The organism is Pseudarthrobacter sp. As-47, from assembly GCF_058215595.1.
Genome location: NZ_CM177088.1, coordinates 1,280,662 through 1,303,670 on the forward strand (window position 1 = coordinate 1,280,662; position 23,009 = coordinate 1,303,670).

At 66.5% G+C, this 23,009-nt stretch carries 21 protein-coding genes and 1 riboswitch; of the genes, 14 read left to right on the forward strand and 7 right to left on the reverse strand.

Annotated elements, in window-relative coordinates:
* Positions 1 to 18 precede the first annotated feature (18 nt).
* On the forward strand, positions 19 to 1,566 hold the full coding sequence (locus AC4BCK_RS05955; protein WP_251422340.1) for an amino acid permease: 1,548 nt from the start codon (positions 19 to 21) through the stop codon (positions 1,564 to 1,566).
* Positions 1,563 to 3,296 carry a flavin monoamine oxidase family protein gene (locus AC4BCK_RS05960; RefSeq protein WP_174175434.1) on the forward strand — a complete coding sequence of 578 codons (1,734 nt, stop codon included), beginning with the start codon at positions 1,563 to 1,565 and terminating at the stop codon, positions 3,294 to 3,296. Before AC4BCK_RS05955 ends, AC4BCK_RS05960 begins: the two co-directional genes overlap by 4 nt.
* A gap of 7 nt (positions 3,297 to 3,303) precedes the next feature.
* On the opposite strand, the gene AC4BCK_RS05965 is transcribed toward AC4BCK_RS05960, so the two are convergent.
* Positions 3,304 to 3,825, reverse strand: a complete 522-nt coding sequence (locus AC4BCK_RS05965) for a gamma carbonic anhydrase family protein (RefSeq protein ID WP_251422342.1) — start codon at positions 3,823 to 3,825, stop codon at positions 3,304 to 3,306.
* Between the two features lie 103 nt (positions 3,826 to 3,928).
* On the opposite strand from AC4BCK_RS05965, the gene AC4BCK_RS05970 reads away from it, so the two are divergent.
* A complete protein-coding gene (locus tag AC4BCK_RS05970) occupies positions 3,929 to 4,507 on the forward strand; it encodes a DUF2231 domain-containing protein (protein ID WP_490566739.1) in 579 nt (192 codons plus the stop codon).
* A 33-nt stretch (positions 4,508 to 4,540) separates the two neighbouring features.
* Here AC4BCK_RS05970 and purU read toward each other — a convergent pair whose 3' ends face one another.
* Positions 4,541 to 5,401 carry a formyltetrahydrofolate deformylase gene (purU, locus tag AC4BCK_RS05975; RefSeq protein WP_174175440.1) on the reverse strand — a complete coding sequence of 287 codons (861 nt, stop codon included), beginning with the start codon at positions 5,399 to 5,401 and terminating at the stop codon, positions 4,541 to 4,543.
* 43 nt (positions 5,402 to 5,444) lie between these two features.
* Positions 5,445 to 5,530: riboswitch (ZMP/ZTP riboswitch) on the forward strand.
* A 149-nt stretch (positions 5,531 to 5,679) separates the two neighbouring features.
* Here purU and glyA point away from each other — a divergent pair.
* From glyA to AC4BCK_RS06025, 10 genes are all read left to right on the forward strand, one after another.
* Entirely contained in the window at positions 5,680 to 6,975 is a 1,296-nt protein-coding gene (gene glyA / locus AC4BCK_RS05980) for a serine hydroxymethyltransferase (protein ID WP_188809163.1), read from the forward strand.
* Positions 6,976 to 6,979: 4 nt separating this feature from the next.
* Positions 6,980 to 7,903, forward strand: coding sequence for a bifunctional methylenetetrahydrofolate dehydrogenase/methenyltetrahydrofolate cyclohydrolase (locus AC4BCK_RS05985; protein ID WP_490566740.1), 924 nt, complete (start codon positions 6,980 to 6,982; stop codon positions 7,901 to 7,903).
* A 158-nt stretch (positions 7,904 to 8,061) separates the two neighbouring features.
* A complete protein-coding gene (locus AC4BCK_RS05990) occupies positions 8,062 to 9,042 on the forward strand; it encodes an ABC transporter ATP-binding protein (RefSeq protein WP_174175670.1) in 981 nt (326 codons plus the stop codon).
* Entirely contained in the window at positions 9,035 to 9,880 is an 846-nt protein-coding gene (locus AC4BCK_RS05995) for an ABC transporter permease (RefSeq protein WP_174175446.1), read from the forward strand. The genes AC4BCK_RS05990 and AC4BCK_RS05995 overlap by 8 nt, the downstream gene beginning before the upstream one ends.
* Positions 9,877 to 10,710, forward strand: a complete 834-nt coding sequence (locus AC4BCK_RS06000; protein WP_400634171.1) for an ABC transporter permease — start codon at positions 9,877 to 9,879, stop codon at positions 10,708 to 10,710. The genes AC4BCK_RS05995 and AC4BCK_RS06000 overlap by 4 nt, the downstream gene beginning before the upstream one ends.
* Before the next feature lie 126 nt (positions 10,711 to 10,836).
* On the forward strand, positions 10,837 to 11,397 hold the full coding sequence (locus tag AC4BCK_RS06005) for a hypothetical protein (protein WP_104185417.1): 561 nt from the start codon (positions 10,837 to 10,839) through the stop codon (positions 11,395 to 11,397).
* Between the two features lie 10 nt (positions 11,398 to 11,407).
* On the forward strand, positions 11,408 to 12,241 hold the full coding sequence (locus AC4BCK_RS06010) for an exodeoxyribonuclease III (protein WP_490566741.1): 834 nt from the start codon (positions 11,408 to 11,410) through the stop codon (positions 12,239 to 12,241).
* A 21-nt stretch (positions 12,242 to 12,262) separates the two neighbouring features.
* A complete protein-coding gene (gene trpS / locus AC4BCK_RS06015) occupies positions 12,263 to 13,306 on the forward strand; it encodes a tryptophan--tRNA ligase (RefSeq protein ID WP_251422354.1) in 1,044 nt (347 codons plus the stop codon).
* A 4-nt stretch (positions 13,307 to 13,310) separates the two neighbouring features.
* Positions 13,311 to 14,030, forward strand: coding sequence for a 2'-5' RNA ligase family protein (locus AC4BCK_RS06020; RefSeq protein WP_377086291.1), 720 nt, complete (start codon positions 13,311 to 13,313; stop codon positions 14,028 to 14,030).
* A 94-nt stretch (positions 14,031 to 14,124) separates the two neighbouring features.
* Positions 14,125 to 15,153 carry a YihY/virulence factor BrkB family protein gene (locus tag AC4BCK_RS06025; RefSeq protein WP_490566742.1) on the forward strand — a complete coding sequence of 343 codons (1,029 nt, stop codon included), beginning with the start codon at positions 14,125 to 14,127 and terminating at the stop codon, positions 15,151 to 15,153.
* Positions 15,154 to 15,212: 59 nt separating this feature from the next.
* On the opposite strand, the gene AC4BCK_RS06030 is transcribed toward AC4BCK_RS06025, so the two are convergent.
* Complete coding sequence (locus AC4BCK_RS06030) at positions 15,213 to 17,489, reverse strand: hypothetical protein (RefSeq protein ID WP_490566743.1); 2,277 nt, start codon at positions 17,487 to 17,489, stop codon at positions 15,213 to 15,215.
* Between the two features lie 88 nt (positions 17,490 to 17,577).
* On the opposite strand from AC4BCK_RS06030, the gene AC4BCK_RS06035 reads away from it, so the two are divergent.
* On the forward strand, positions 17,578 to 18,879 hold the full coding sequence (locus AC4BCK_RS06035) for an ABC transporter substrate-binding protein (RefSeq protein WP_490566744.1): 1,302 nt from the start codon (positions 17,578 to 17,580) through the stop codon (positions 18,877 to 18,879).
* A 48-nt stretch (positions 18,880 to 18,927) separates the two neighbouring features.
* Here AC4BCK_RS06035 and AC4BCK_RS06040 read toward each other — a convergent pair whose 3' ends face one another.
* The 4 genes from AC4BCK_RS06040 to AC4BCK_RS06055 all read right to left on the reverse strand — a co-directional run bounded on the left by AC4BCK_RS06040 (position 18,928) and on the right by AC4BCK_RS06055 (position 23,007).
* The gene (locus AC4BCK_RS06040; protein WP_174175458.1) at positions 18,928 to 19,698 is read right to left on the reverse strand and encodes an alpha/beta hydrolase family protein; all 771 of its coding nucleotides are present in this window, start codon (positions 19,696 to 19,698) and stop codon (positions 18,928 to 18,930) included.
* A 155-nt stretch (positions 19,699 to 19,853) separates the two neighbouring features.
* A complete protein-coding gene (locus tag AC4BCK_RS06045) occupies positions 19,854 to 20,636 on the reverse strand; it encodes a succinate dehydrogenase iron-sulfur subunit (protein WP_066274343.1) in 783 nt (260 codons plus the stop codon).
* A gap of 1 nt (position 20,637) precedes the next feature.
* Positions 20,638 to 22,437 (reverse strand): succinate dehydrogenase flavoprotein subunit, encoded by a 1,800-nt coding sequence (gene sdhA, locus AC4BCK_RS06050; protein WP_174175460.1) that lies wholly within the window; start codon positions 22,435 to 22,437, stop codon positions 20,638 to 20,640.
* Positions 22,438 to 22,545: 108 nt separating this feature from the next.
* On the reverse strand, positions 22,546 to 23,007 hold the full coding sequence (locus tag AC4BCK_RS06055) for a succinate dehydrogenase hydrophobic membrane anchor subunit (protein ID WP_174175462.1): 462 nt from the start codon (positions 23,005 to 23,007) through the stop codon (positions 22,546 to 22,548).
* Positions 23,008 to 23,009 lie beyond the last annotated feature (2 nt).

Consider the following 23,009-nt stretch of genomic DNA (forward strand, 5'->3'; position numbering starts at 1 on the left):
CATGAACGGACGTCAACGATGACTGTGCCTACACTTACCGGCCCGGCAACGGGCGCCCCAGGCGGAACCCCGTCCCGTCCCGCCCTGGGCGCGCAACTGCTGCGCCGCAAGCCGATCGCCCAGATGGTCAGCGAGGCCGAAAACAACGCCGGCGGCCCCCGCCTGGTCCGGAGTTTCGGTGTGCTGCAGCTGACCATGATCTCCGTGGGCGCCACACTGGGGACCGGCATCCTGGTGATCCTGGGGGAGTCCGTTCCACTGGCCGGCCCGGCCATCTGGATTTCCTTCGCCATCGCCGGCCTTGCCGCCCTGCTGTCCGCCGTTTCCTACGCCGAGATGGCCGGCATGGTCCCGGTGGCCGGCTCCAGTTATTCGTACACCTACGCCACCATGGGCGAGGGCATGGCCTGGATCTGCGGCTGGTGCCTGGTACTCGAGTACGCCGTCTCCGTTGCCGCCGTCGCCGTGGGCGCAGGGCAGTATGTCAACGAAACCCTGGCAGTGTTCGGGTCGGTCCTCCCGGACGCCGTGTCGCAGCCCCCCGGGGACGGCGGGCTGGTCAACATACCCGCCATGGTGATCGTGGTGCTGGCAACCATCCTGCTGGTGCGCGGCGCCAAGGAAAGCGCCTGGATCAACACGTCCATCGTGGTGGTCAAGGTGGGCATCCTGCTGTTCTTCTGCGCCGTGGCGTTCACCGCTTTCAACGCCGGCAACTTTGAGCCGCTGCTGCCCATGGGCGCCGCCGGGGTCTCCGCCGCCGCCTCCCGCGTGTTCTTCTCCTACATTGGATTCGATGCCGCCTCCACGGCAGGCGAGGAAGCCCGCAACCCCAAGCGCGACCTGCCGCGAGCCATCATGCTGTCCATGCTGATCGTCACCACCATCTACGTCCTGGTGGCGGTCGCCGCGATCGGCGCACGGCCGTGGGGCTGGTTCGACGGTACCGAGGCGGCCCTGGTGAAGATCCTCGAGGAAACCACCGGCCAGCCATGGATTGCCCTGGTCTTTGCGGTGGGCGCCGTCCTGGCCATCGCCAGCATCGTCCTCACCGTGCTGTACGGGCAGACGCGTATCCTGATGTCGATGTCCCGCGACGGCCTGATCCCCAGCATCTTCGGCCGCGTTTCCCGCCGCACCGGCACCCCCGTGGCCGGCACGCTCCTGGTGGGAACCGCCGTCGCGCTCACCGCCGGGCTGGTGCCCCTTGGCGCCCTCGCCGACGCCACCAGCATCGGCACCCTGTTCGCATTCGCCCTGGTCAACGTGGCCGTCATCTACCTGCGCCGCACCCGGCCGGAGCTGGAGCGGACCTTCCGGGTGCCGCTCTTCCCGCTCACGCCCATCCTTGGGGCCGCCATGTGCGCGTACCTGATGGCCAACCTCGGCGCTGACACCTGGGTGGTGTTCGCCGTCTGGATGCTGGTAGGCGTGGCTGCCTACTTCGGCTACGGACGCCGGAACTCCCGGGTGGCTGCCATGAGCAACGAGGAATACCGTGAGCTGTCCGGCCCCCAACGTCCCACCCAGCAAACCCCCGAAACGACGAAGGCAGAAACACCATGACCATCGCCACCGAACTGCCGGCCTCGGACCCGTCCAGCACCTCCGCCGGCCCGGCTGCTCCTGCCACCGCAGGCGGCGCTGCAGCCGGTCCCATCACCATGCTGAACCCGGATTTCCCCTTCAGCTACGACCATTACCTGGCCCACCCGGACGGGCTGGGATCCGTGCCTGCCGAGCTGCTGGGAACGGAAGTCGCCGTCATCGGAGCAGGGCTCTCCGGCCTGGTCACGGCCTACGAACTCATGAAACTGGGCCTGCGTCCGGTTGTCTATGAAGCGGACCAGATCGGCGGACGCCTCCGCACGGCGGCGTTCCCCGCGGCGCCCGGAGTGGTGGCCGACCTCGGCGGCATGAGGTTCCCCGTGTCCGGCAAGGCGTTCTACCACTACATCGACCTGCTGGACCTGGACACCCAGGAGTTTCCCAACCCGCTGTCCCCGGCCACGTCCAGCACCGTGATCGAACTGGCGGGCAAGAAGCACTATGCGGAAAAGCCTGGCGACCTCCCGCCGTTCTTCCGGGAAGTGGCGGACGCCTGGAAGGCCGCAGTCAATGACGGTGCCAGGTTCGTCGAGATGCAGGATGCCATCCGGGCCAGGGATACCGCCCGGATCAAGGAACTGTGGAACGGACTGCTGCCCCTGATGGACGAGCAGACCTTCTACGGCTTCATCGCGGCCAGCGACTCCTTTAAGAAGGCGGGGTTTGCGCACCGGGAAGCCTTCGGCCAGGTGGGCTTCGGCACCGGCGGCTGGGATACCGACTTCCCGAACTCGATCCTGGAGATCCTCCGGGTGGTGTACACCGACGCCGACGACCAGCACCGGCTCATCAGCGGGGGAGCGCAGCGGCTGCCCGAGGCACTCTGGCGGCACGCGCCGTCGGGCATGGTTCACTGGCCGGACGGAACGTCCCTGGCGTCGCTGCACTCCGGTTCGCCCCGCGGCGCCGTGGGAAAGATCAGCCGCGACCCCGACGGCAACCTGCGCATCCGTGAACGCTGGGGCCGCGAGGCCAGCTACCCCGCGGTGGTAACCACCTGCCAGTCCTGGCTGCTCTCCACCCGGATCCACACCGAGGAGGCGCTGTTCCCCGCGGAGCTGTGGACCGCCATCGAGCGCTCGCACTACATGCAGTCGTCCAAGACCTTCGTGATGGTGGACCGGCCGTTCTGGAAGGACATCGACCCGGACACCGGCAACGAGGTGCTCTCCATGACGCTGACCGACCGGCTCAACCGTGCCACCTACCTGCTGGACAACGGACCGGACCAGCCCGCCGTCATCCTGCTCTCCTACACCTGGAACGATGACGCGCTCAAGTGGCTGGCGCTTGATGCCGACGAACGGGTGGAGCTGATGCTGCATTCGCTGGAACAGATCTACCCGGGAGTGGACATTGCCAGCCACATCGTGGGCCAGCCCATCACCGTGTCCTGGGAGGCCGACCCCAACTTCATGGGCGCCTTCAAGGCCAACCTGCCCGGGCACTACCGTTACCAGCAGCGGCTGTTCACGCACTTCAAGCAGGACGCCCTGCCCGAATCGCAGCGGGGTATCTTCCTGGCCGGCGACGACGTCTCCTTCACCGCCGGCTGGGCCGAGGGCGCCGTGACCACCGGGCTGAACGCGGTGTGGGGCGTGGTCAACCACCTGGGCGGTTCCTCCGCTCCGGGCAACCCGGGTCCGGGCGAACTGCTGGGAGAGTTTGGCCCTATCCCACTGGACTGACCCTGGGCTAGGAAGCGTGCAGGTCCCGGTGGGCGGCGGCCAGCTCGCGGTAGCGGGCGGCGTTGGCCCGGACACCGTCGTACTCCTCTTCGGTGAGTTCCCGGCGGACCTTGCCCGGAACTCCGGCCACCAGCGAGCGGGGCGGCACTACCGTGCCTTCCAGGACCACGGCGCCGGCCGCAACCAGCGAGCCGGCGCCGATCACCGCCCCGTTGAGGACGGTGGCGCCCATCCCAATCAGGCAGTCGTCCTCCACCGTGCAGCCATGCACGACGGCGGCGTGCCCCACGCTGACCCGTTCGCCCACCGTGCAGGGGAAGCCGGGATCCGCGTGCAGCACCACGTTGTCCTGCAGGTTGCTGCCTTCGCCCACAGTGATGGCAGCGGTATCGGCCCGGACGGAAACGCCGTAGAAGGCGCTCGAGTCCCGGGCGAGGGTGGCGTTGCCGATGATCGACGCCGTCGGGGCAACAAAGACGGTTTCGTGGACTGCCGGGGTGGTTCCGGCGAAAGGGTACAGAGGAGCCATGGGCCAAGCCTAGGACACCGCGCGCACGGGCGTCCGGATGTCCGCTCCCCGGGGGACCATGGGCCTAATGACGGGACAGGTCCCGATGGCTACGATGGGCCCCATGGAACTACGGCAAGCGGGAATTCCGGGCCTGCACCTGCGGACGGCCGGGCGTGGCAATACCAGCCGGTTCCGCCAGCTCATGGGAAGCATCGAGCGGCTCAAGGCCCTCGACATACCCGTTGACGCGGCCAGGCCGCTGGCCGGACGACTCGTGCGGAATGAGCGCCTCCGGAACCTGCTGCACGGCCAGGCCACCGGCATACCGCTGCACCCCATCCTCACCGACGGCCCCTTCGGGGCCTGGTTCATGGCCGTCTTCCTCGATCTGTTCCCGGATGCCGGCACGCAGCGGGCGGCCACCCGCCTTGTTGGACTCGGCGTGATCTCCGCGGTGCCCACTGCGCTGAGCGGATGGGCGGAGTGGGCTCTTGCCGACAGGAAAACGCAGCGGGTTGGCGTGGTGCATGCCGGTTTGAACGCGTCAGCGGTGCTGATCTTCGCCGGGTCCTGGGCTGCCCGGCGGCGGGGCAGGCGCAGGCTGGGTGTCGGGCTCGCGCGGCTCGGGGCAGTGGTGCTGATTGCGGGAGGCTTCACCGGCGGCTACATGGGCAGGGACCGGCAGGAAGACCGGCCATAAGTCCGGCCCGCCTCCCCGCGGTGTACATACCCGTCAGTTAAAGACCACAGTCCGGTTTCCGTCCAGCAGCACCCGGTGCTCCGCGTGCCACTGGACGGCCTGGACCAATGTGCGGCCTTCCACGTCCCGGCCCATCTGGACGAACTGCTCCGGGGTGCGGGCGTGGTCCACACGGATGACTTCCTGCTCAATGATGGGGCCCTCGTCCAGTGCCGCCGTCACGTAGTGCGCTGTGGCACCGATCAGCTTCACGCCCCGCGCGTGGGCCTGGTGGTACGGCTTGGCACCCTTGAAGGAGGGCAGGAACGAGTGGTGGATATTGATGGCCTTGCCGGTGAGTTCGGTGCACAGCTCGTCGGAAAGGATCTGCATGTAGCGGGCCAGGACGGTCAGCTCGATGTCGTGCTCGGCGATGAGGGCGCGGAGCTTGTCCTCAGCCTGGACCTTCGTGTCCCTGGTGACCGGGATGTGGTGGAACGGGATGCCGTAGAACTCGGCCAGCCCGGCCAGGTCCTGGTGGTTGGAGACGATGGCCGGTATCTCGATGGGGAGCGTCCCGGACCGCTGCTGGAAGAGCAGGTCGTTGAGGCAGTGGGCGGAGGTGCTGGCCATCACCAGGGTACGGACCTTCTGTCCCACCGCGTTCAGGCTCCACTGCATGCCAAAGGCTTCGGCGACCGGCTCCAAGGCTGCCCGGAGCTCTGATGCAGGGGCCGCCGTAGTCACCTCCACCCGCATGAAGAAGTTGCCGGTGGCGGGGCTGCCGTACTGCTGCGAATCCGTAATATTGCATCCCGCGACCAGCAGTGCGCCGGCCACCGCGTGGACGATTCCCGGGCGGTCGGGGCAGGACAGGGTTACTACGTACGCTTGCTTCAGCTGCTCTTCACTCACGCCCTATAGCCTACCCGCGCAGCAGCCCCCGGTTTTGGTACGCTGGGAGGGTCGCAACTGGCGTTGGGTGGCTAACCACCAGGGAGCGGCAATCACGAAGACCACGGATCGTACGCCTGGGCCGAGGGTCATGTCTTGCCGGATTTGGGGCTGCACCTGCGTCAGTATTGCAGCGCCACGCCCGCAGCTTTCACGCGCTGTCATCAGTGCGGCGTGAAGGTGCGCCAGCCGGTAGCCTGACCTTAGCAGTGCCCGTACGCCTAGCCAGGAGTTCTTTCGTGACTACAGCCACCTCCACCACCGCCGTCAGCAACCAGCCGCTGGCTGAGCTTGACCCCGAAATCGCAGCAGTCCTTGACCAGGAGCTCGGCCGCCAGCGCGGCACCCTGGAAATGATCGCCTCCGAGAACTTCGCCCCCCGCGCCGTTATGGAAGCGCAGGGCTCCGTCCTCACCAACAAGTACGCCGAGGGCTACCCGGGCCGCCGCTACTACGGCGGCTGCGAATACGTTGACGTGGCAGAGCAGCTGGCCATCGACAGGGTCAAGGCCCTCTTCGGTGCCGAGTACGCCAACGTCCAGCCGCACTCCGGTGCCCAGGCCAACGCCGCTGCACTCTCCGCCATGATCACCCCCGGCGACAAGATCCTGGGCCTGTCCCTGGCCCACGGCGGCCACCTGACCCACGGCATGAAGCTGAACTTCTCCGGCAAGCTCTACAACGTGGCTGCCTACCAGGTGGAGGAAGACAACTTCCGCGTGGACATGGACAAGCTCCGCGAGCAGGCCATCGCCGAAAAGCCGCAGGTCATCATCGCCGGCTGGTCCGCCTACCCGCGCCACCTGGACTTCGCTGCCTTCCGCTCCATCGCGGACGAGGTTGGCGCGCTGCTCTGGACCGACATGGCGCACTTCGCCGGCCTCGTTGCCGCCGGCCTGCACCCCAGCCCGGTGCCGCACTCCGACGTCGTCACCTCCACCGTGCACAAGACGCTCGCCGGCCCGCGCTCCGGCGTGATCCTGGCCAAGCAGGAGTGGGCCAAGAAGCTGAACTCCAACGTCTTCCCTGGCCAGCAGGGCGGCCCGCTCATGCATGTCATCGCCGCCAAGGCCGTGGCCTTCAAGATCGCCGGCACCGAAGAGTTCAAGGAGCGCCAGGAGCGCGTCCTGGAGGGTGCCAAGATCATCGCCGACCGCCTCAACCAGGCCGATGTTGCCGAAGCCGGCGTCTCCGTCCTCACCGGCGGAACGGACGTCCACCTGGTCCTCGTTGACCTGCGCAACTCGCAGCTGGACGGCCAGCAGGCCGAGGACCTCCTGCACTCGGTGGGTATCACCGTGAACCGCAACGCCGTTCCGTTCGACCCCCGCCCGCCGATGGTCACCTCCGGCCTGCGCATCGGCACCCCGGCGCTGGCCACCCGCGGCTTCGGCGCCGCCGAGTTCACCGAGGTGGCGGAGATCATCGCCACCGCGCTGAAGGCCGGCACCAGCGCCGACGTGGAGTCCCTGCAGGCCCGCGTGGACAAGCTCGCCGCCGACTTCCCGCTGTACCCGCAGCACGAGCAGTGGTGATCACATGACAGAAATGACCAAGACCGCACGGATCCTGGACGGCAAGGCAGCCGCTGCCGCCATCAAGTCCGAGCTGGCTGAACGCGTGACCGCGCTTAAGGCCAAGGGTGTCACTCCCGGCATTGCCACCGTGCTCGTGGGTGCAGATCCGGCCTCGCAGCTGTACGTGTCCATGAAGCACAAGCAGTCCGAGGAAATCGGGATGAACTCGATCCAGCGGGAGCTGCCGGCGGACGCCACCCAGGCACAGGTTGAGGCCCTCATTGACGAGCTCAATGCGGACCCCGCCTGCCACGGGTACATCGTGCAGCTGCCCCTGCCGAAGCACCTGGACACCGACGCCATCCTGGAGCGCATCGACCCGGCCAAGGACGCGGACGGACTCCACCCCACCAACCTTGGCCGGCTGGTGCTCAACGTCAACGGGGAGATCACCTCACCGCTTCCGTGCACGCCCCGCGGCGTCATCGAGCTCCTGGAGCGCAACGGCTTCAGCCTCGCCGGCAAGCACGTGGTGGTGGTGGGCCGCGGCGTCACGATCGGCCGCTCGATCGGACTGCTGCTCACCCGGCGCGCCGTAAACGCCACCGTGACCCTGACGCACACCGGCACCAAGAACCTGTCGGAGCTGCTGCGGCAGGCGGACGTGATCGTGGGCGCGGCGGGAGCCAAGCACATCGTCAAGGCTGCGGACGTGAAGCCGGGTGCCGCCGTGCTCGACGTCGGCGTCACCCGCGAAGCCGACCCCGAAACCGGCAAGAGCAAGGTCTTCGGCGACATCGATCCCGCCGCTGCCGAGGTTGCCGGGTGGATTTCGCCAAACCCCGGAGGCGTCGGTCCCATGACCGTGGCGCTGCTGATGACCAACGTGGTGGAAGCCGCCGAACGCCAGGCGGCGCAGGCAAGCGGCCCGGCCGCCGCCAGGTAGCCCCGTTTCATCGCCCGACGGCGGTACCGCACCTTGTTGGACAAAGGTGCAGTACCGCCGTCGTCCTTTAAGCGAAAAGCTTGAGCGCAGAGGTGGAAGTCCCCTTCCACCTGCCCGCCGGCTCTACTAGTCTGCGGAGGGTGCACAACAAAGCCACCATGTCCTCCGGCGCAACCGGCGCCGTCCAGCCAGCCGATGAGCCACCCACCGAAGCCCGCCCCACCGTCATCACGGCAGAAAACCTGACCAAGACCTACGGCGACGTTGCCGCCGTGGACGGCATTTCGTTCAGCGTCCCCGCGGGGGAGTCGTTCGGCCTGCTGGGGCCCAACGGCGCCGGCAAGTCCACCACCATGAAGATGATCGGCGGAGTCACCCGGCGCACCTCCGGCGCCCTCCACATCATGGGCCTCGACCCCGACTCACACGGGCCCGAGGTGCGGGCGCACCTGGGCGTGGTGCCGCAGCAGGACAACCTGGACGAGGAACTCCGGGTCCGCGACAACCTCCTGGTCTACGGCCGGTACTTCGGCCTGCCCATGAGCTACCTGAAGCCGAAAGCCGATGAGCTGCTGGAATTCGCCCAGCTGACGGACAAGGCGAAGTCCAAGGTGGACGCGCTGTCCGGCGGCATGAAACGGCGGCTGACCATCGCCCGCTCGCTCATCAACGAACCACGGATCCTTTTGCTGGACGAACCCACCACCGGGCTGGATCCACAGGCCCGGCACATCCTCTGGGACCGCCTGTTCCGGCTGAAGGAACAGGGCGTCACCCTTATCCTGACGACCCACTACATGGACGAGGCCGAGCAGCTTTGCGACCGGCTGATCGTGGTGGACAAGGGCAGGATCATGGCTGAGGGATCGCCCGCGCAGCTGATCCGCGAGCACTCCACCCGCGAGGTGGTTGAGCTGCGGTTCGGATCCGAGCGGAACACCACCATCGCCTCGGAACTGCAGGGCATCGGGGAGCGGCTGGAAGTCCTCCCGGACCGGGTGCTGATCTATGCGCACGACGGCGAGTCCGCCCTTGAGCAGGTGGCGTCCCGCGGCCTGCGGCCGCTGACATCGCTGGTGCGGAGGTCCTCGCTGGAGGACGTGTTCCTGCGGTTGACTGGCAGAAGCCTTGTTGACTGACGGCACGGCAAGGGAGGCGTTGCGGGCCCACAGCCCGGACATTGCGGCTGCCAGGGCACGGCGGTGGGGCGCGTTCTACTACGCCGAGCAGGTCCTGCGGGTGATGAAGGGCTACGGCTGGTCCATCATCATGTACAGCGTGGGCCACCCGGTGGCGTACCTGTTTGCCATGGGCGTGGGCCTGGCCACCCTTGTAGACGCGCAAGGCGCGGAGGCCTTCGGGGGAGTGGGCTACGTGACCTTTGTGGGCCCGGCGCTGCTGGTGTCCGCGTCTGTCATGACGGCCACCAACGAGTTCACGTTCCCCGTGATGGACGGGTTCAAATGGCGCCGCACCTACTACGGGCCGCACGCCTCGCCGCTGACTCCCCAGCAGATCGCGGCGGGCCACATCATGGCGGTGACCCTGCGCCTCCTGCTGCAGTCCGCCGTCTACTTCGCCGCCGTTGTCCTTTTCGGTGCCGCGCCCGGCGGCTGGGGCTGGGCCACCATCCTGGTGGCAACGCTCGCGGGCCTTTCCTTTGGCCTGCCGCTGATGGCGTACTCGGCCTCCATCACCGAGGACAAGGGCCAGTTTGCGCTGGTGATGCGGTTTATCGTGATGCCGCTCTTCCTGTTCTCCGGGACCTTCTTTCCGCTGGACAGCCTTCCCCTGGCGGTGCGCTGGGTGGGCTGGATCTCGCCCATCTGGCATGGCACCGAACTGGGACGGGTGTTCAGCTACGGGTACCAGCAGCCGCCGCTGCTCACCGTCCTCCACGCGGTGGTGCTCGTGGCCCTGGCGGTGCTGGGCTGGTTCCTGACCCGGCGGCAGTTCGCGGCAAGGATGGGCAAGTGAGCGCCGGGCTGCCGGTGAAAAGCGCGCCGGACCAGGCCCGCAGCAGGACGTTCGGGCCGCTGTATTCGCGCAACGCCAGGGCCGTCATTTCGCGCGGCCTGCTGGCCACCCGGAGCACAAACTGGCTGGTGATGCTCTCCGGGTTCTTCGAGCCGGTCCTGTTCCTCATCTCCATGGGGGTGGGGCTCGGCGCAATCGTCGGCTCCGTCCAGGGCCCAGGCGGCGGGGAGATCAGCTACGCCGCATACATTGCCCCGGCCCTGCTGGCAGTCTCGGCGATGAACGGCGCGGTCTACGACTCCACCTGGAACGTGTTCTTCAAAATGAACTTCGCGAAGCTGTACCAGGGCATGCTGTACACCTCGCTGGGGCCGCTGGACGTTGCCCTCGGGGAGATCTTCCTGGCGCTCCTGCGCGGCCTGCTCTACGCCATGGGTTTCACGGCGGTGATGGGGGTCATGGGATTGATCACCACACCCTGGGCGCTCCTGATGGTGCCTGCCTCCGTGCTGATCGCCTTCGGGTTCGCGAGCATCGGGATGGGGATCACCAGTTTCCTGAAGACCTTCCAGCAGATGGACTGGGTCAACTTCGTGATGCTGCCCATGTTCCTGTTCAGCGCCACCTTCTACCCACTGAGCGTCTACCCGCAGCCCATCCAGTGGCTGATCCAGGCCATGCCGCTCTGGCACGGCGTCGAACTGCTGCGCCAGATCAGCGTGGGCGCCCTCACCGCTGCCACCCCCGTCCACATCGGCTACTACCTGGTGATGACCGCCGCCGGCATGCTGCTCACGACTCTCCGGCTGCGGCAGCTTTTCCTTAAGTAGCCCAACTAGGTAGCAGCAGATGTCGTTTAGAGGGATCTAAAGGACATCTGCTGCTACCTAGTTGGGTCTGTTCGCCGCGGGTGGAAGGCGGCGGGAGCATACTCCGGCATTTGAGAGAATGGGTGCATGCAATCTCTGGGCAGCTCCAAGTCATCCTCCAAACCCGCCAGGGGCGGATTCTCCATGTTCCGCATCAGCGGGCCGGGACTGATGGTCCTCGTCACCGCCTTCGTTGTGGCCGTCATCTTTGCGGCCAACCAAAACGACGTCGTGGGCTGGGTTGTTGCCATCATCGCCGCCTTCTGGCTGGCGCTCGCCTGCTTTGTTGTCTTCAGCATCCAGAAGGCCGCCAAGAAGGCAGGAGCCAAGCTGACGGAAGCCCAAAACGCCTTCAGCACCGCTGCAGGCCGGGGTCCGTACGCCTCGGCCGACCAGGGCGGAACCCGGGTGGTTGCCGAGCGCAGCCAGGCGGACGAGGTCCGTGACCTGAAGCTGGATCACTCGTTCAAGATCGTCCAGGTGCAGATCCGCGTGGTGGAAGAGGAGCGCGCCAAGGGCGCCGCCGCCAACCAGGACACCATCAACCGGGCCCTGGAAACCATTGAGATCACGGCCACCAATGCACGGGACATGATCAAGTCCTCGGGCGGCAGTGGAGAGCCGGTCACCGGAACCATCATCGACTAGAGTGGAGCGGGTGATCTCGGCATTGAAGAAGGACCACCTTCGCATCGCGTCCGTTAATGTCAACGGCCTCCGGGCTGCCTACAAAAACGGAATGGCGGCGTGGCTGGAGCCGCGCGGAGTGGACATCCTCTGCCTGCAGGAAGTCCGCGCTCCTGACGCAATCGTCCGGCAGCTGCTCGGCGAAGGGTGGTACATCCTGCACGCCGAGGCTGAAGCCAAAGGCCGCGCCGGCGTCGCAATCGCTTCCCGGGACGAACCCCTGGCAACCCGTAACGGCATTGGCGACGATTACTTTGCCACGGCCGGACGCTGGGTGGAAGCGGATTTCCGTTTCGCCGATGCCGCCGGCCACCCCGTCCAGCTCACTGTTGCGAGTGCCTATGTCCACTCCGGTGAAGTGGGCACGCCCAAGCAGGATGACAAGTTCAGGTTCCTGGATGTCATGACCACGCGGCTGCCGGAACTGGCCAAGCACAGCGACCACGCCCTGGTGGTGGGTGACCTCAACGTGGCCCACACCCCGCTGGACATCCGCAACTCGAAGGCCAACCTCAAGAAGGCGGGCCACCTGCCGGAGGAACGCGCCTATTTTGACCGGTTCTTCGGCGAGGAGATCGGCTGGCAGGACGTCCACCGCAACCTGGCCGGCCACGTGGACGGTCCCTACACGTGGTGGTCCCAGCGCGGTAAGGCGTTCGACAACGACACCGGCTGGCGCATCGATTACCACCTGGCCACCCCGGCCCTGGCGGCGGCCGCCATCTCCGCCGTTGTTGACCGGGCACCCTCGTGGGACACCCGCTTCTCCGACCATGCCCCGCTGGTAGTGGACTACCAGCTCTGAGCCCCGAAGGTTTCCCCTCCCATGACTAGCCAGATCTCCCCGGCAACCAAGAAGCGCATCCTCTCCGGCGCCAAGCCCACAGCCGACTCCCTGCACCTGGGCAACTACATCGGCGCCGTCCGGAACTGGGTTGACATGCAGGCGGAGTACGACGCCGTCTTCTTCATTCCGGACCTGCACGCCATCACGGTGGATTTCGATCCCGCTGAGCTGGCCAAGCGCACCCGGATTGTGGCCGCCCAGTACATCGCCGCGGGCATCGACCCGGACAAGAGCATCTTCTTTGTCCAGTCCCATGTGCCGGAGCACGCGCAGCTCGCCTGGGCGCTGAACTGCATCACCGGATTCGGCGAAGCCTCGCGGATGACCCAGTTCAAGGACAAGACCCAGAAGTCCGGCGCCGACGCCGCCACCCTGGGCCTGTTCGCCTACCCCACCCTGATGGCCGCGGACATTCTGCTGTACCAGACCGACCTGGTGCCCGTGGGAGAAGACCAGCGCCAGCACCTGGAGCTCACCCGCAACCTGGCCCAGCGCTTCAACACCCGGTTTGGCCACACGTTCACTGTCCCCGAGGCGACCATCGTCAAGGAAAGCGCCAAGATCTACGACCTTCAGAACCCCAGCGCCAAGATGTCCAAGACGGGGGAGTCCCCCAACGGAGCCATCCAGCTTCTGGAGGACCCGAAGGTTGCGGCCAAGCGCATCAAGTCGGCAGTGACCGATGCCGGAACCGAGATCCGCTTCGACGCTGACGAAAAGCCGGGCATCTCCAACCTGCTGACCATCTACTCGTCCCTGACGGGCAAAACCATCCCTGAGCTCGAAGCCGAATACCAGGGCAAAATGTACGGCCACCTCAAAGTGGACCTCGCCGAGGTGATGGTTGAGTTCGTTACGCCGCTGCGGAACCGCACCAACGAGCTGATGTCCGATCCTGCGGAACTGGACAGGCTGCTCGCACACGGCGCCGAACGCGCCCGCGAGATCGCCTCGGTCACCCTCGCGCAGGTGTATGAGCGCATGGGCTTCCTCCCGTCCCTCAGCCTCGCCGGAGTCCGTTAGCGCCATGTCGTCCAGCAAAGTCGCGGCAAGGGAAGCTGCCCGTGCCACCCACCGGGTGGCGGGGACTCCCGGCGGTTCCCACGCGGGCCCTGCGGATCACCGTGCTGCGGCAGCCAGCCCCGTGTCCCGTCCGGAAGACATCAGCGTTGGCGTCATCCTGGGGTTCCCGGCCGACATTGCCGAAGAGCTGCAGCGCTGGCGGGCGTCCTTCGGCGATCCCCTGGCGGACGTAGTGCCGGCCCACATCACGCTGGTCACCACCACCACCACGCGGGACTGGGAGGGCACACTGGAGCATGTCCGCGAGGTGGCCCGCCAACAGAGCCCTTTCGAGGTCACCATCGCAGGCACGGGGACGTTCCGGCCCGTTTCCCCGGTGGTCTTCATCAACGTGGAGGACGGGTTCGAGGACTGCGTTGACCTCCACGAAAAACTCCAGCAGGGCCCCCTCCACCGTGAGCTGCCGTTTGCGTACCACCCGCACGTCACCATCGCACACGATGTGGCGCCGGAAAACCTCGATGAGGCCGAAACGGTGCTGAGGAACTACAGGGCCACCTTCCCCGTGGTTAGCATGGGACTTTACGAGCACGATGCCAACGGCATCTGGCAGCTACGGGAAGAGCTGGACTTTGGGACCCAAACTGACAACGACGGCACCAGACCCGCGGATTCCGCCCCGGGCACAGCCGAAGCAGGCGGGACAGCAACCGCTTCCCACTGACCATGCCCACCTGAAGCTGGCCGTCATCCAGAAACGGATGGAATGGAACAGGGCCCGCAGGGCCGGCGGCGGACCCGTGGCCGGCTTAATGGCCATGTCCCAGTGGCTTCTTGCCCGCCTGAACGCGCTCCGCCCCATGCGTGCCTTCCGGCACTACAGCCTCCAGCACGGCCCGCTGATGAGTGCCGGCATCGGGTTCAATATGTTCTTCTCGATCACCGGCCTCCTCGCAACCGGCTTTTCCATCGCCGGGCTGGCCCTGAGGGGACAGCCCGTGCTGCTGGAGACCATTATCGGCAGCGTGGCGCAGAGCGCTCCGGGACTCCTGAAAGTCAACGGCAATGAGGGATTGGTTGATCCCCAGGACCTGCTGAATCCGGACGGACTGGGCTGGACGGCGGCCATCGCGGCAGCCGTAACCGTCTATACGTCGCTGCGGTGGATTGCCAGCCTGAGGGACGGTCTCCGCGGCGTGATGGAACTGCCCCCGTCACTGGTCAACCCCATCCTCCTCAAACTGCGCGACGCCGGAACCCTGCTGCTGCTGGGCGTGGCACTGGTCATCAGTGCCGGCGCGTCCCTCGTCTTCGGCACGGCCGCGGGATGGGTCGCGGACTTCCTCCGGCTCGACGACGCACTGGCCGGCCCGCTGAGCACCTCCATCAAAATCGGCGTACCGCTTGTTTTGAACTGGGTTACCGCGCTCATCATGTTCCGGCTCGCAGCGAATTTGAAGATCTCGCGCCGCGCACTGCTGGAGGGCACCATCCTGGCTGCGCTGGGCACCACGGTCCTGCAGATCTTCAGTACCGAGCTTCTTGCCGGCGCCGGTCGCAACCCCCTCCTGGCACCCTTCGCCATCATCATCGGCCTGTTGATCTGGTTCAACCTGGTGAGCCAGGTGTACCTCGTTTCCGCGGGCTGGTCTGCGGTCCGCGAGGCTGACCACGGAACCTCATCCACCGGCCACGAGAAGGGAACCTGGGGCGCCCGGCAGGTGCAGCCGGGCAAAGTGCCGGTGCAGCCGGGCAAAGTGCCGGCACAGGCGGAGGCCGGCATGCAGAGCCCGGCCCGTGCCGCAGCTGCCCGGCGCAGGGGCAACGGGCGCACGCGGCAGCGCTGATTCCTGCCGCCCCGGTTGCCGCCCTGGCGCCCGGAATTGGTGCCGGAACGCTGGGGCTGCTAGGGCGCAGCCACCAGTCCTTCCCATGCCACAGTCCAGCCTGCGGGAAATCCGGGGGCATTCCGCTCCGGTCCGCCGTCCCAGCCGGCTGCCATCAGGGCGGCAGCGGCCAGCAGCCCGCCGTTGCCGGGGAGGTACACCGGCAGGGAATCTGTCTGGCGGTTGTGTCCGTTGGCCAGCACCGTGTTCTTCCCGGCGCCCAGCAGGAGGGCGTTAACGGCGGCCTCCGGGTCCTCAAGGCGCGCGGCGGTCATGGCCATCACCGGATAGTCCCAACCCCAGGTGCTGTCCCAATCCCAGTCGGCAAGGACGCTGGCGAGCGTTGCCCGCATGGTCTCCTTGTCGATCAGGTCTGTTTCGGGCAGGACGCCCAGTGCGCACAGCATGGAGGGATGGTCCGTCCGGATGGTGAAGGGCTCCACGTCAATGGCCGCGTAGGAGCCGTCCAGTACCCGCGGCTTCACCAGGTGGCCGGCAACCTCCTGCCACGCCTGAACGGGCTCGAGCCCCAACCGGTCCCGCCAGGCCGCGGCAACCCGCAGGGCCCAATGCCAATACGCCAGTTCGAAGGTGGGATTGGTGACGGACGCCCGGATGGAGCCGTAACTCTCCTGCGCGGGAATCAGGGGCGGACCCAGCTCAAAGCCCCGCGGCGTCCGGTGCGCGAAACTTGCCATGAATGCGGCGGACTCGAACACGATCTCCGCAAACTCCTCGAGCACCTCCCGGCTGGGGTTGGCACGGTAGGCAAGTTCCGCCAGGTGGATGGGATGCGGCTGCTGCCAGATCAGGAAGGTGCCGATGGGGCTGGGGCTTTCCCTCCCGTCCGGGCCTACCTGCTTGGGCCAGCGGACGCCGTCGAAACCCTGCGCCCTGGCGGTCTGCCGCGACGGCTCCAGCACGGTGGAGTACCAGCGAAGCGACGGGAGCAGGTGTTCCACCCGGTTCCAGTGGGCGAAGTGGGCGGCGTGCCACCAGTGCATTTCCAGGTGGAAGCGCCCGCGCCAGGAATTGCACACCAGCCCGGTTTCCTGGGGAGGCAGGGACCCGGAGCAGTTGATGGCCGTCAGGTACTGCGACAGGACGATCCTGCGTTCCAGCTCCTTTGCCCGGGGGTCGTCCGTCGCGGCAAGCTCGATGGCACCGCCGGACAGCCAAAAGCCGGGCCAGTACGCCTCCGAGGCAGCTGCCACGCTGCTGCCCGCTGCCGGGCGGGCCGTGCCGGAAAGCACGACGGCGGTCCCGGCTGCCGTGCCGGCGCCCGGCCTGGCGGCCGCCAAGGCAGCACCGGTTGCACCGCGGGGCACGCAGTCCCCCTCCCCGGCGGAGACGAAGGCAACAGCCAGGTCCATCACGCCCTGGCTCCCACTGCTGCCCGGGTTGGGGCTTATCCGGAGACGGTGCTGTCCGGTCTGCAGCACGGTGAGGCCAGGTCCGGTGATCACAACCTGGTAGCGGGAAGCATCCAGCTCACGGTGGGCGGTCCAGGCGGTGGATCCGGCATGCAGGCCGGAGGCGGCCGGGTCCCCGAGCGTGGTGGTATGGGAGTCCGGGCTGGTCCAGTCCGCGGCGTCGTGCCATGCCTCCGAGCCGTAGGGGAAGTCGATGGTGATGGCCAGGCGGCCCTGGAGGCCCGGGGACTCTACACGGATGCCGAGTTCGTCGCGTTCGGGGTGGCACGCCGTCATGACCGTCACCGGGTGGCCGGCCAGGGTGAAGCGGCTCGTGACTGTCCCCGTCCAGAGGTCGAGCGTCTGCTCGGCGTCGTCGACGTCCCCTTCGGAAAGGGCACGGTCTCCTCCCGCATCCACCAGCCTGAAGCCGATCCGTCCCAGATCCAGGCGGTGCGGGTTGGCCCGCAGCCACGTTTCGGCGGGGGACGTGCCGGTTTCGCGGTCATTGACGATGCCGCCCGCCATGTCCACGTAGGGCACCGGTCCACGCGGCGAGTCGTAGAGGACCGTGGAGCCCGAGAGTTCATAGGCCTGGGCGGGCGGTGTGGCGTGCCATCCCCACTGGGCCTGCGTGCCAAGGAGCGTTCCCGGCGGCAGTTCATCCCTGGCTCCCACCGGATAGGAATCCGGAAGCGACTGGAGGCCGGTGAGGTCCATCGTGAAGGCGAACTCACCGTTGCCTACGGACACAGGGCTCCGCGGGTCGAGTGCCTGCTGGCGGACGTTGTGGCTCCGGACGAGTTCCTTCCTGTCAATGGGCCCGCGTGCGGACACCCCGGAGGTCGGGGACGCCGGCTGGTAGGTGCTGTTGGAAATACTCACGGTGCCTGTCTTCCTGGCGTTGACGCTTCGGCAGCATCTTGATACGTTTCACGAAACCGTTTTCTGATGCCAGAAGGAAGCATACCCAATGGAGCGTAGCCTTTTCCGGAAATTCCGTACATCAGTTGCAGCCATTGCCGCGGTAAGCCTGGTGAGCCTCACCGCGGCCTGTTCCAGCACGCCGGCCAACGAGGCGCAGGACGGGCCCGTTGAGATACGTTTCTCCTGGTGGGGCAATGAGGGGCGGGCGCAGCTGACCACCAAGGCCATCGCCGAATTCGAGGCCGCCAACCCGGACATCAAGGTGAAACCCGAGTACGGCGACATCAGCGGCTACTTTGACAAGCTGGCCACCCAGGTGGCCGCCAACGACGCCCCCGACGTCATCACGATGGGCGGCGCCTATCCCGCCGAGTACGCCAACCGCGGCGCACTCCTGGATCTGTCCAAGGTCAGTGGGGCATTGGACCTGTCCGCGATGGATCCGGGAGCGCTGGAAAACGGCCAGGTCCAGGGCACGCAATACGGGGTCTCCACCGGTGCCAACGCCCTCGCCATTGTGGTCAATCCTGCTGTTTTCGCCGCAGCCGGGGTCCCGCTTCCGGATGACAGCACGTGGGACTGGGACGACTTCGCGCAGACCGCCGCGGATATTACGGCCAAGAGCCCCAAGGGGACCTACGGAACAGCCACCGTCCTGACCCACGATTCGCTGGATGCCTTTGCCCGCCAGCGCGGCGAATCGCTCTACACCCAGGACGGCAAGCTGGGCCTGGGGGTGGACACCGTCCAGGACTTCTTCGACTACTCCCTGAAACTGAGCGAATCCGGGGCGGCGCCAAATGCGTCCGAGGCGGTGGAGAAGTTGAACGTCAGCACCGAACAGACCCTCATGGGCATGGGCCAGGCCGGCATGATGCTCACCTGGAGCAACTCGCTCTCCGCGCTCAGCAAGGCCTCCGGCGCCGACCTGAAGCTGCTCAAACTCCCCGGCGAAACACCCACCGCGGGCATCTGGCTCCAGTCATCGCAGTTCTACACCATCTCGGCCCGCAGCAAGCACACCGACGCCGCGGCCAAGCTGGTGGACTTCCTGGTCAACAACGAGTCCGCCGCCAAGATCATCCAGAGCGACCGTGGCGTTCCCAGCAATTCCGGAATGCGCACCGCCATCCAGGACCTGTTGACGCCGCAGGGGAAGGTGGAGGCTGAGTACATCGACCAGATCGGCAAGATGGACTTCGCCCCCACCTACATCGGGCCCACCGGTTCAACCGCAGTCTCCGAGATCACTGCCCGCATGAACACCGACGTCCTCTTCAAGCGGCTCTCGCCTGGTAAGGCTGCAGAGCAGTGGATCAGCGAAAGCAACGCCGCAATCGGCAAGTAGGCACCGGAACCGGGCAGGAGGCGGCAGCAACCAGCCGGGACAGGACAGCTACTGTCCTGCGTCGAGGTACTGGTCCGCCCAGGCGGCGATGATCCGGGCAGCCCGCGCCGCCTGGCCCTTACCTGTGAGGAGATGGTCGCTTCCCTCGAGGGAAACGAAGTTCCTGGGGTGGCGGGCTGTCTGGAAAATGGTGCTGGCATTCTCGATCCCAACGGTGTTGTCCGTGGGGGAGTGGAGCACCATCAGCGGCTTGTGCAGCTGCTTGATGCAATCCGTCAGGTCCGCGTTCTCCAGGTCTTCCACGAAGTGCTTGCGGATCTCCACCCGTTTCCCGCCAAGGTCCACTTCGGCGCTGCCCTCGCTCAGGATCTTGTCCAGGGCTGCGTCGAAGACGTGCGCCACGTGCTTGGGCGAGAAGGGGGCGCCGACGGTAGCGACGGCGTCGAGCTCCGGGATCTCCCGTGCCGCGGCCAGGACGGCCGCGCCGCCGAAGGAATGGCCCACGAGCAGGGAAATCCGCTTCCCCTCCGCGCGCATGAACTCAGCAGCCTTGACGGTGTCCGCCACCTTGTGGCTGAACGATCCCGCGGACCATTCACCGGCGGAGCCGCCCAGGCCCAGGTTGTCGAACCTCAGCATGCCCACGCCGCTGTCCGCCAGCGCCTTGCACATCCGCGAGGCGGACGGGCTGTCCTTGCCGAGCGTGAAGCCGTGCGAAAACACGCCCCAGCCCTTGACCGGCCCTTCCGGGACATCGATGATTCCGGACAGCGTTTCGCCGGTGGAGCCTTCGAAAGTGACTTTTTCGGAGCGGGACACGGCGTCCCCTTTCGTTTGGTACGAATGGCTGTGGGCCCACGCCCGCCGGGTTCCCTGGCCGAGCTTGCGAGGTCAGGGGGCGGGTGGGAAGAAACAACGACGGCGCCGCATCCCCGGAGTGGGGAGGGGCGCCGTCGTCCGCTGGATCCGTGTGGTCAGATCTTGCGGGAGAGGATTGCCTGCTTGACCTCGGCGATGGCCTGGGTCACCTGGATGCCGCGCGGGCATGCTTCGGAGCAGTTGAAGGTGGTGCGGCAGCGCCACACGCCTTCCTTGTCGTTGAGGATCTCAAGGCGCATGTCGCCGGCGTCATCGCGTGAATCGAAGATGAACCGGTGGGCGTTGACGATCGCGGCAGGACCGAAGTACTGACCGTCGGTCCAGAACACCGGGCAGGACGACGTGCACGCGGCGCAGAGGATGCACTTGGTGGTGTCGTCGAAACGCTCACGGTCCTCGGCGGACTGCAGGCGCTCCCGGGTGGGCTCGTGGCCCTTGTTGACCAGGAAGGGCATGACCTCGCGGAACGACTGGAAGAACGGCTCCATGTCCACAATGAGGTCCTTCTCCACCGGCAGGCCCTTGATGGGCTCAACGGTGATGGGCTTGGACGTGTCCAGGTCCTTCAGCAGCGTCTTGCAGGCAAGGCGGTTACGGCCGTTGATGCGCATGGCGTCCGAGCCGCACACGCCGTGGGCGCAGGAGCGGCGGAAGGAGAGGGTGCCGTCCGTTTCCCACTTGACCTTGTGCAGGGCATCCAGGACGCGGTCCGTGCCGTACATGGTCAGGTGGAAGTCGTCCCAGGTGGCTTCCTCGGAAACCTCCGGGTTGTACCGGCGGACGCGCAGGTGCACATCGAACGTGGGGATCTCGCCGCCACCGCCGACGCCGGCAGGCAGTTCGATCTTCGAGGCTGGCTCAGCAAGTTCAGCTGACATCTTAGTACTTCCTCACCATCGGCTCGTAGCGGGTAAAGACGACCGGTTTGGTGGCCAGGCGGATGCCGGCGATTGACTCGGCCGATCCGTCTGCCGGCGCGTGGTCATCCTTGTACGCCATGGAGTGCTTCATGAATTTTTCGTCGTTGCGGTCCGGGAAGTCCTCGCGGAAGTGTCCGCCGCGGGATTCCTCACGGTAGAGGGCTGCAACGGTCATCACCTTGGCCAGTTCCAGCAGGAAGCCGAGCTCAACGGCCTCGAGCAGGTCGAGGTTGAAGCGCTTGCCCTTGTCCTGGACGTTGATCCGCCTGTACCGCTCCTCGAAGGAGGCGATGTCGCGCAGGACCTGGTTCAGGGTTTCCGCCGTGCGGAACACCTGCATGTTGGCGTCCATGGTGTCCTGGAGTTCCTTGCGGATCACGGCCACCTTTTCGTCGCCGGTGCCGTTGCGGGCAATGTCCAGCAGCTCGGTGGTGTAGGCCAGCGGGTTCTCCGGCAGTTCCACGAAGTCGGCGGTCTTGGCGTACTCGGCCGCCGCGATGCCGGCGCGCTTGCCGAACACATTGATGTCCAGCAGTGAGTTGGTGCCCAGGCGGTTGGAGCCGTGCACCGAAACGCAGGCCACCTCGCCGGCGGCATACAGTCCGGGGACCACGGTGTCGTTGTCCTGCAGGACCTCGGTGGTGATGTTGGTGGGGATGCCGCCCATGGCGTAGTGGGCGGTCGGGAACACCGGAACCGGCTCGGTGTAGGGCTCGACGCCGAGATAGGTCCGGGCGAACTCGGTGATGTCCGGCAGCTTGGCGTCGATGTGCGCCGGCTCCAGGTGCGTCAGGTCCAGGAGCACGTAGTCCTTGTTCGGGCCGCAGCCGCGGCCTTCACGGACCTCGTTGGCCATGGACCGGGCAACGATGTCGCGGGGCGCAAGGTCCTTGATGGTGGGGGCATAGCGCTCCATGAAGCGCTCACCCTCCGAGTTGCGGAGGATGGCACCCTCGCCACGGGCGGCTTCGGACAGCAGGATACCCAGGCCGGCGAGGCCTGTCGGGTGGAACTGGAAGAATTCCATGTCCTCCAGGGGGATGCCGCGGCGGAAGGCGATGCCCATGCCGTCACCGGTGAGGGTGTGGGCGTTGGAGGTGGTCTTGAAGACCTTGCCGGCGCCGCCGGAGGCGAAGACCACGGACTTGGCCTGGAAGACGTGCAGTTCACCGGAGGCGAGGTCGTAGGACACGACGCCGGCAACACGCTTCTGCTTGTAGGGCGTGCCGTCCTCGCGGACAGCATCCTCTTCAACCGTGAGCAGGTCCAGGACGTAGTACTCGTTGTAAAACTCGACGTTGTGCTTGACGCAGTTCTGGTACAGGGTCTGCAGGATCATGTGGCCGGTGCGGTCCGCTGCGTAGCAGGCACGGCGCACGGGGGCCTTGCCGTGGTCGCGGGTGTGCCCGCCGAAGCGGCGCTGGTCAATCCGGCCTTCGGGCGTGCGGTTGAACGGCAGGCCCATCTTTTCCAGGTCCAGGACGGCGTCGATGGCTTCCTTCGCCATGACCTCCGCGGCGTCCTGGTCAACCAGGTAGTCACCGCCCTTGACGGTGTCGAACGTGTGCCACTCCCAGTTGTCTTCCTCGACGTTGGCGAGTGCTGCACACATGCCACCCTGCGCGGCACCTGTGTGCGAGCGGGTGGGGTAGAGCTTGGTCAGTACTGCTGTGCGCGCGCGCTGACCGGATTCGATCGCTGCGCGCATGCCAGCGCCACCGGCACCGACGATGACGACGTCGTACTTATGGACCTGCATACCAGACGCTCTTTCTCTCAAAATTCGCTATAAAACAACGGGCGGGCGTTGCCTGCTCCGCAAAACAGGGCCCGCGGAGATTCCCGCGGGCCCGGGGTGGTGCCGGTGCTAGGCAGGGCAGAAGCCGCCAGGCAGGGGCACGCCGTCGACTACGGGGCAGGGATCGAAGGTGAAGATCACCAGGGTGCCCAGGACGATGATGACGACGGTGGCCGAGTAAAGGACCGTCTTCAGCCAGCGGCGGGTTGAGTCCTTTTCGGCGTAGTCGTTGATGATGGTGCGCACGCCGTTGGTTCCATGGAGCATGGCCAGCCACAGCATTGCAAGGTCCCAGAACTGCCAGAACGGGTCGGCCCACTTGCCGGCCACGAAGCCGAAGTCGATGGCGTGGATGCCTTCACCCACCATGAGGTTCACGAAGAGGTGCCCGAAGATGAGCACCACCAGGACCACGCCGGAGAGCCGCATGAAGAGCCATGCGATCATCTCGAAGTTGCCCTTGCTGCCACCGTGGCGGCGGTACTGGGGTGCGATCCGCCCACTGCGTGGGCTTTCGATGGTTGCACTCATGG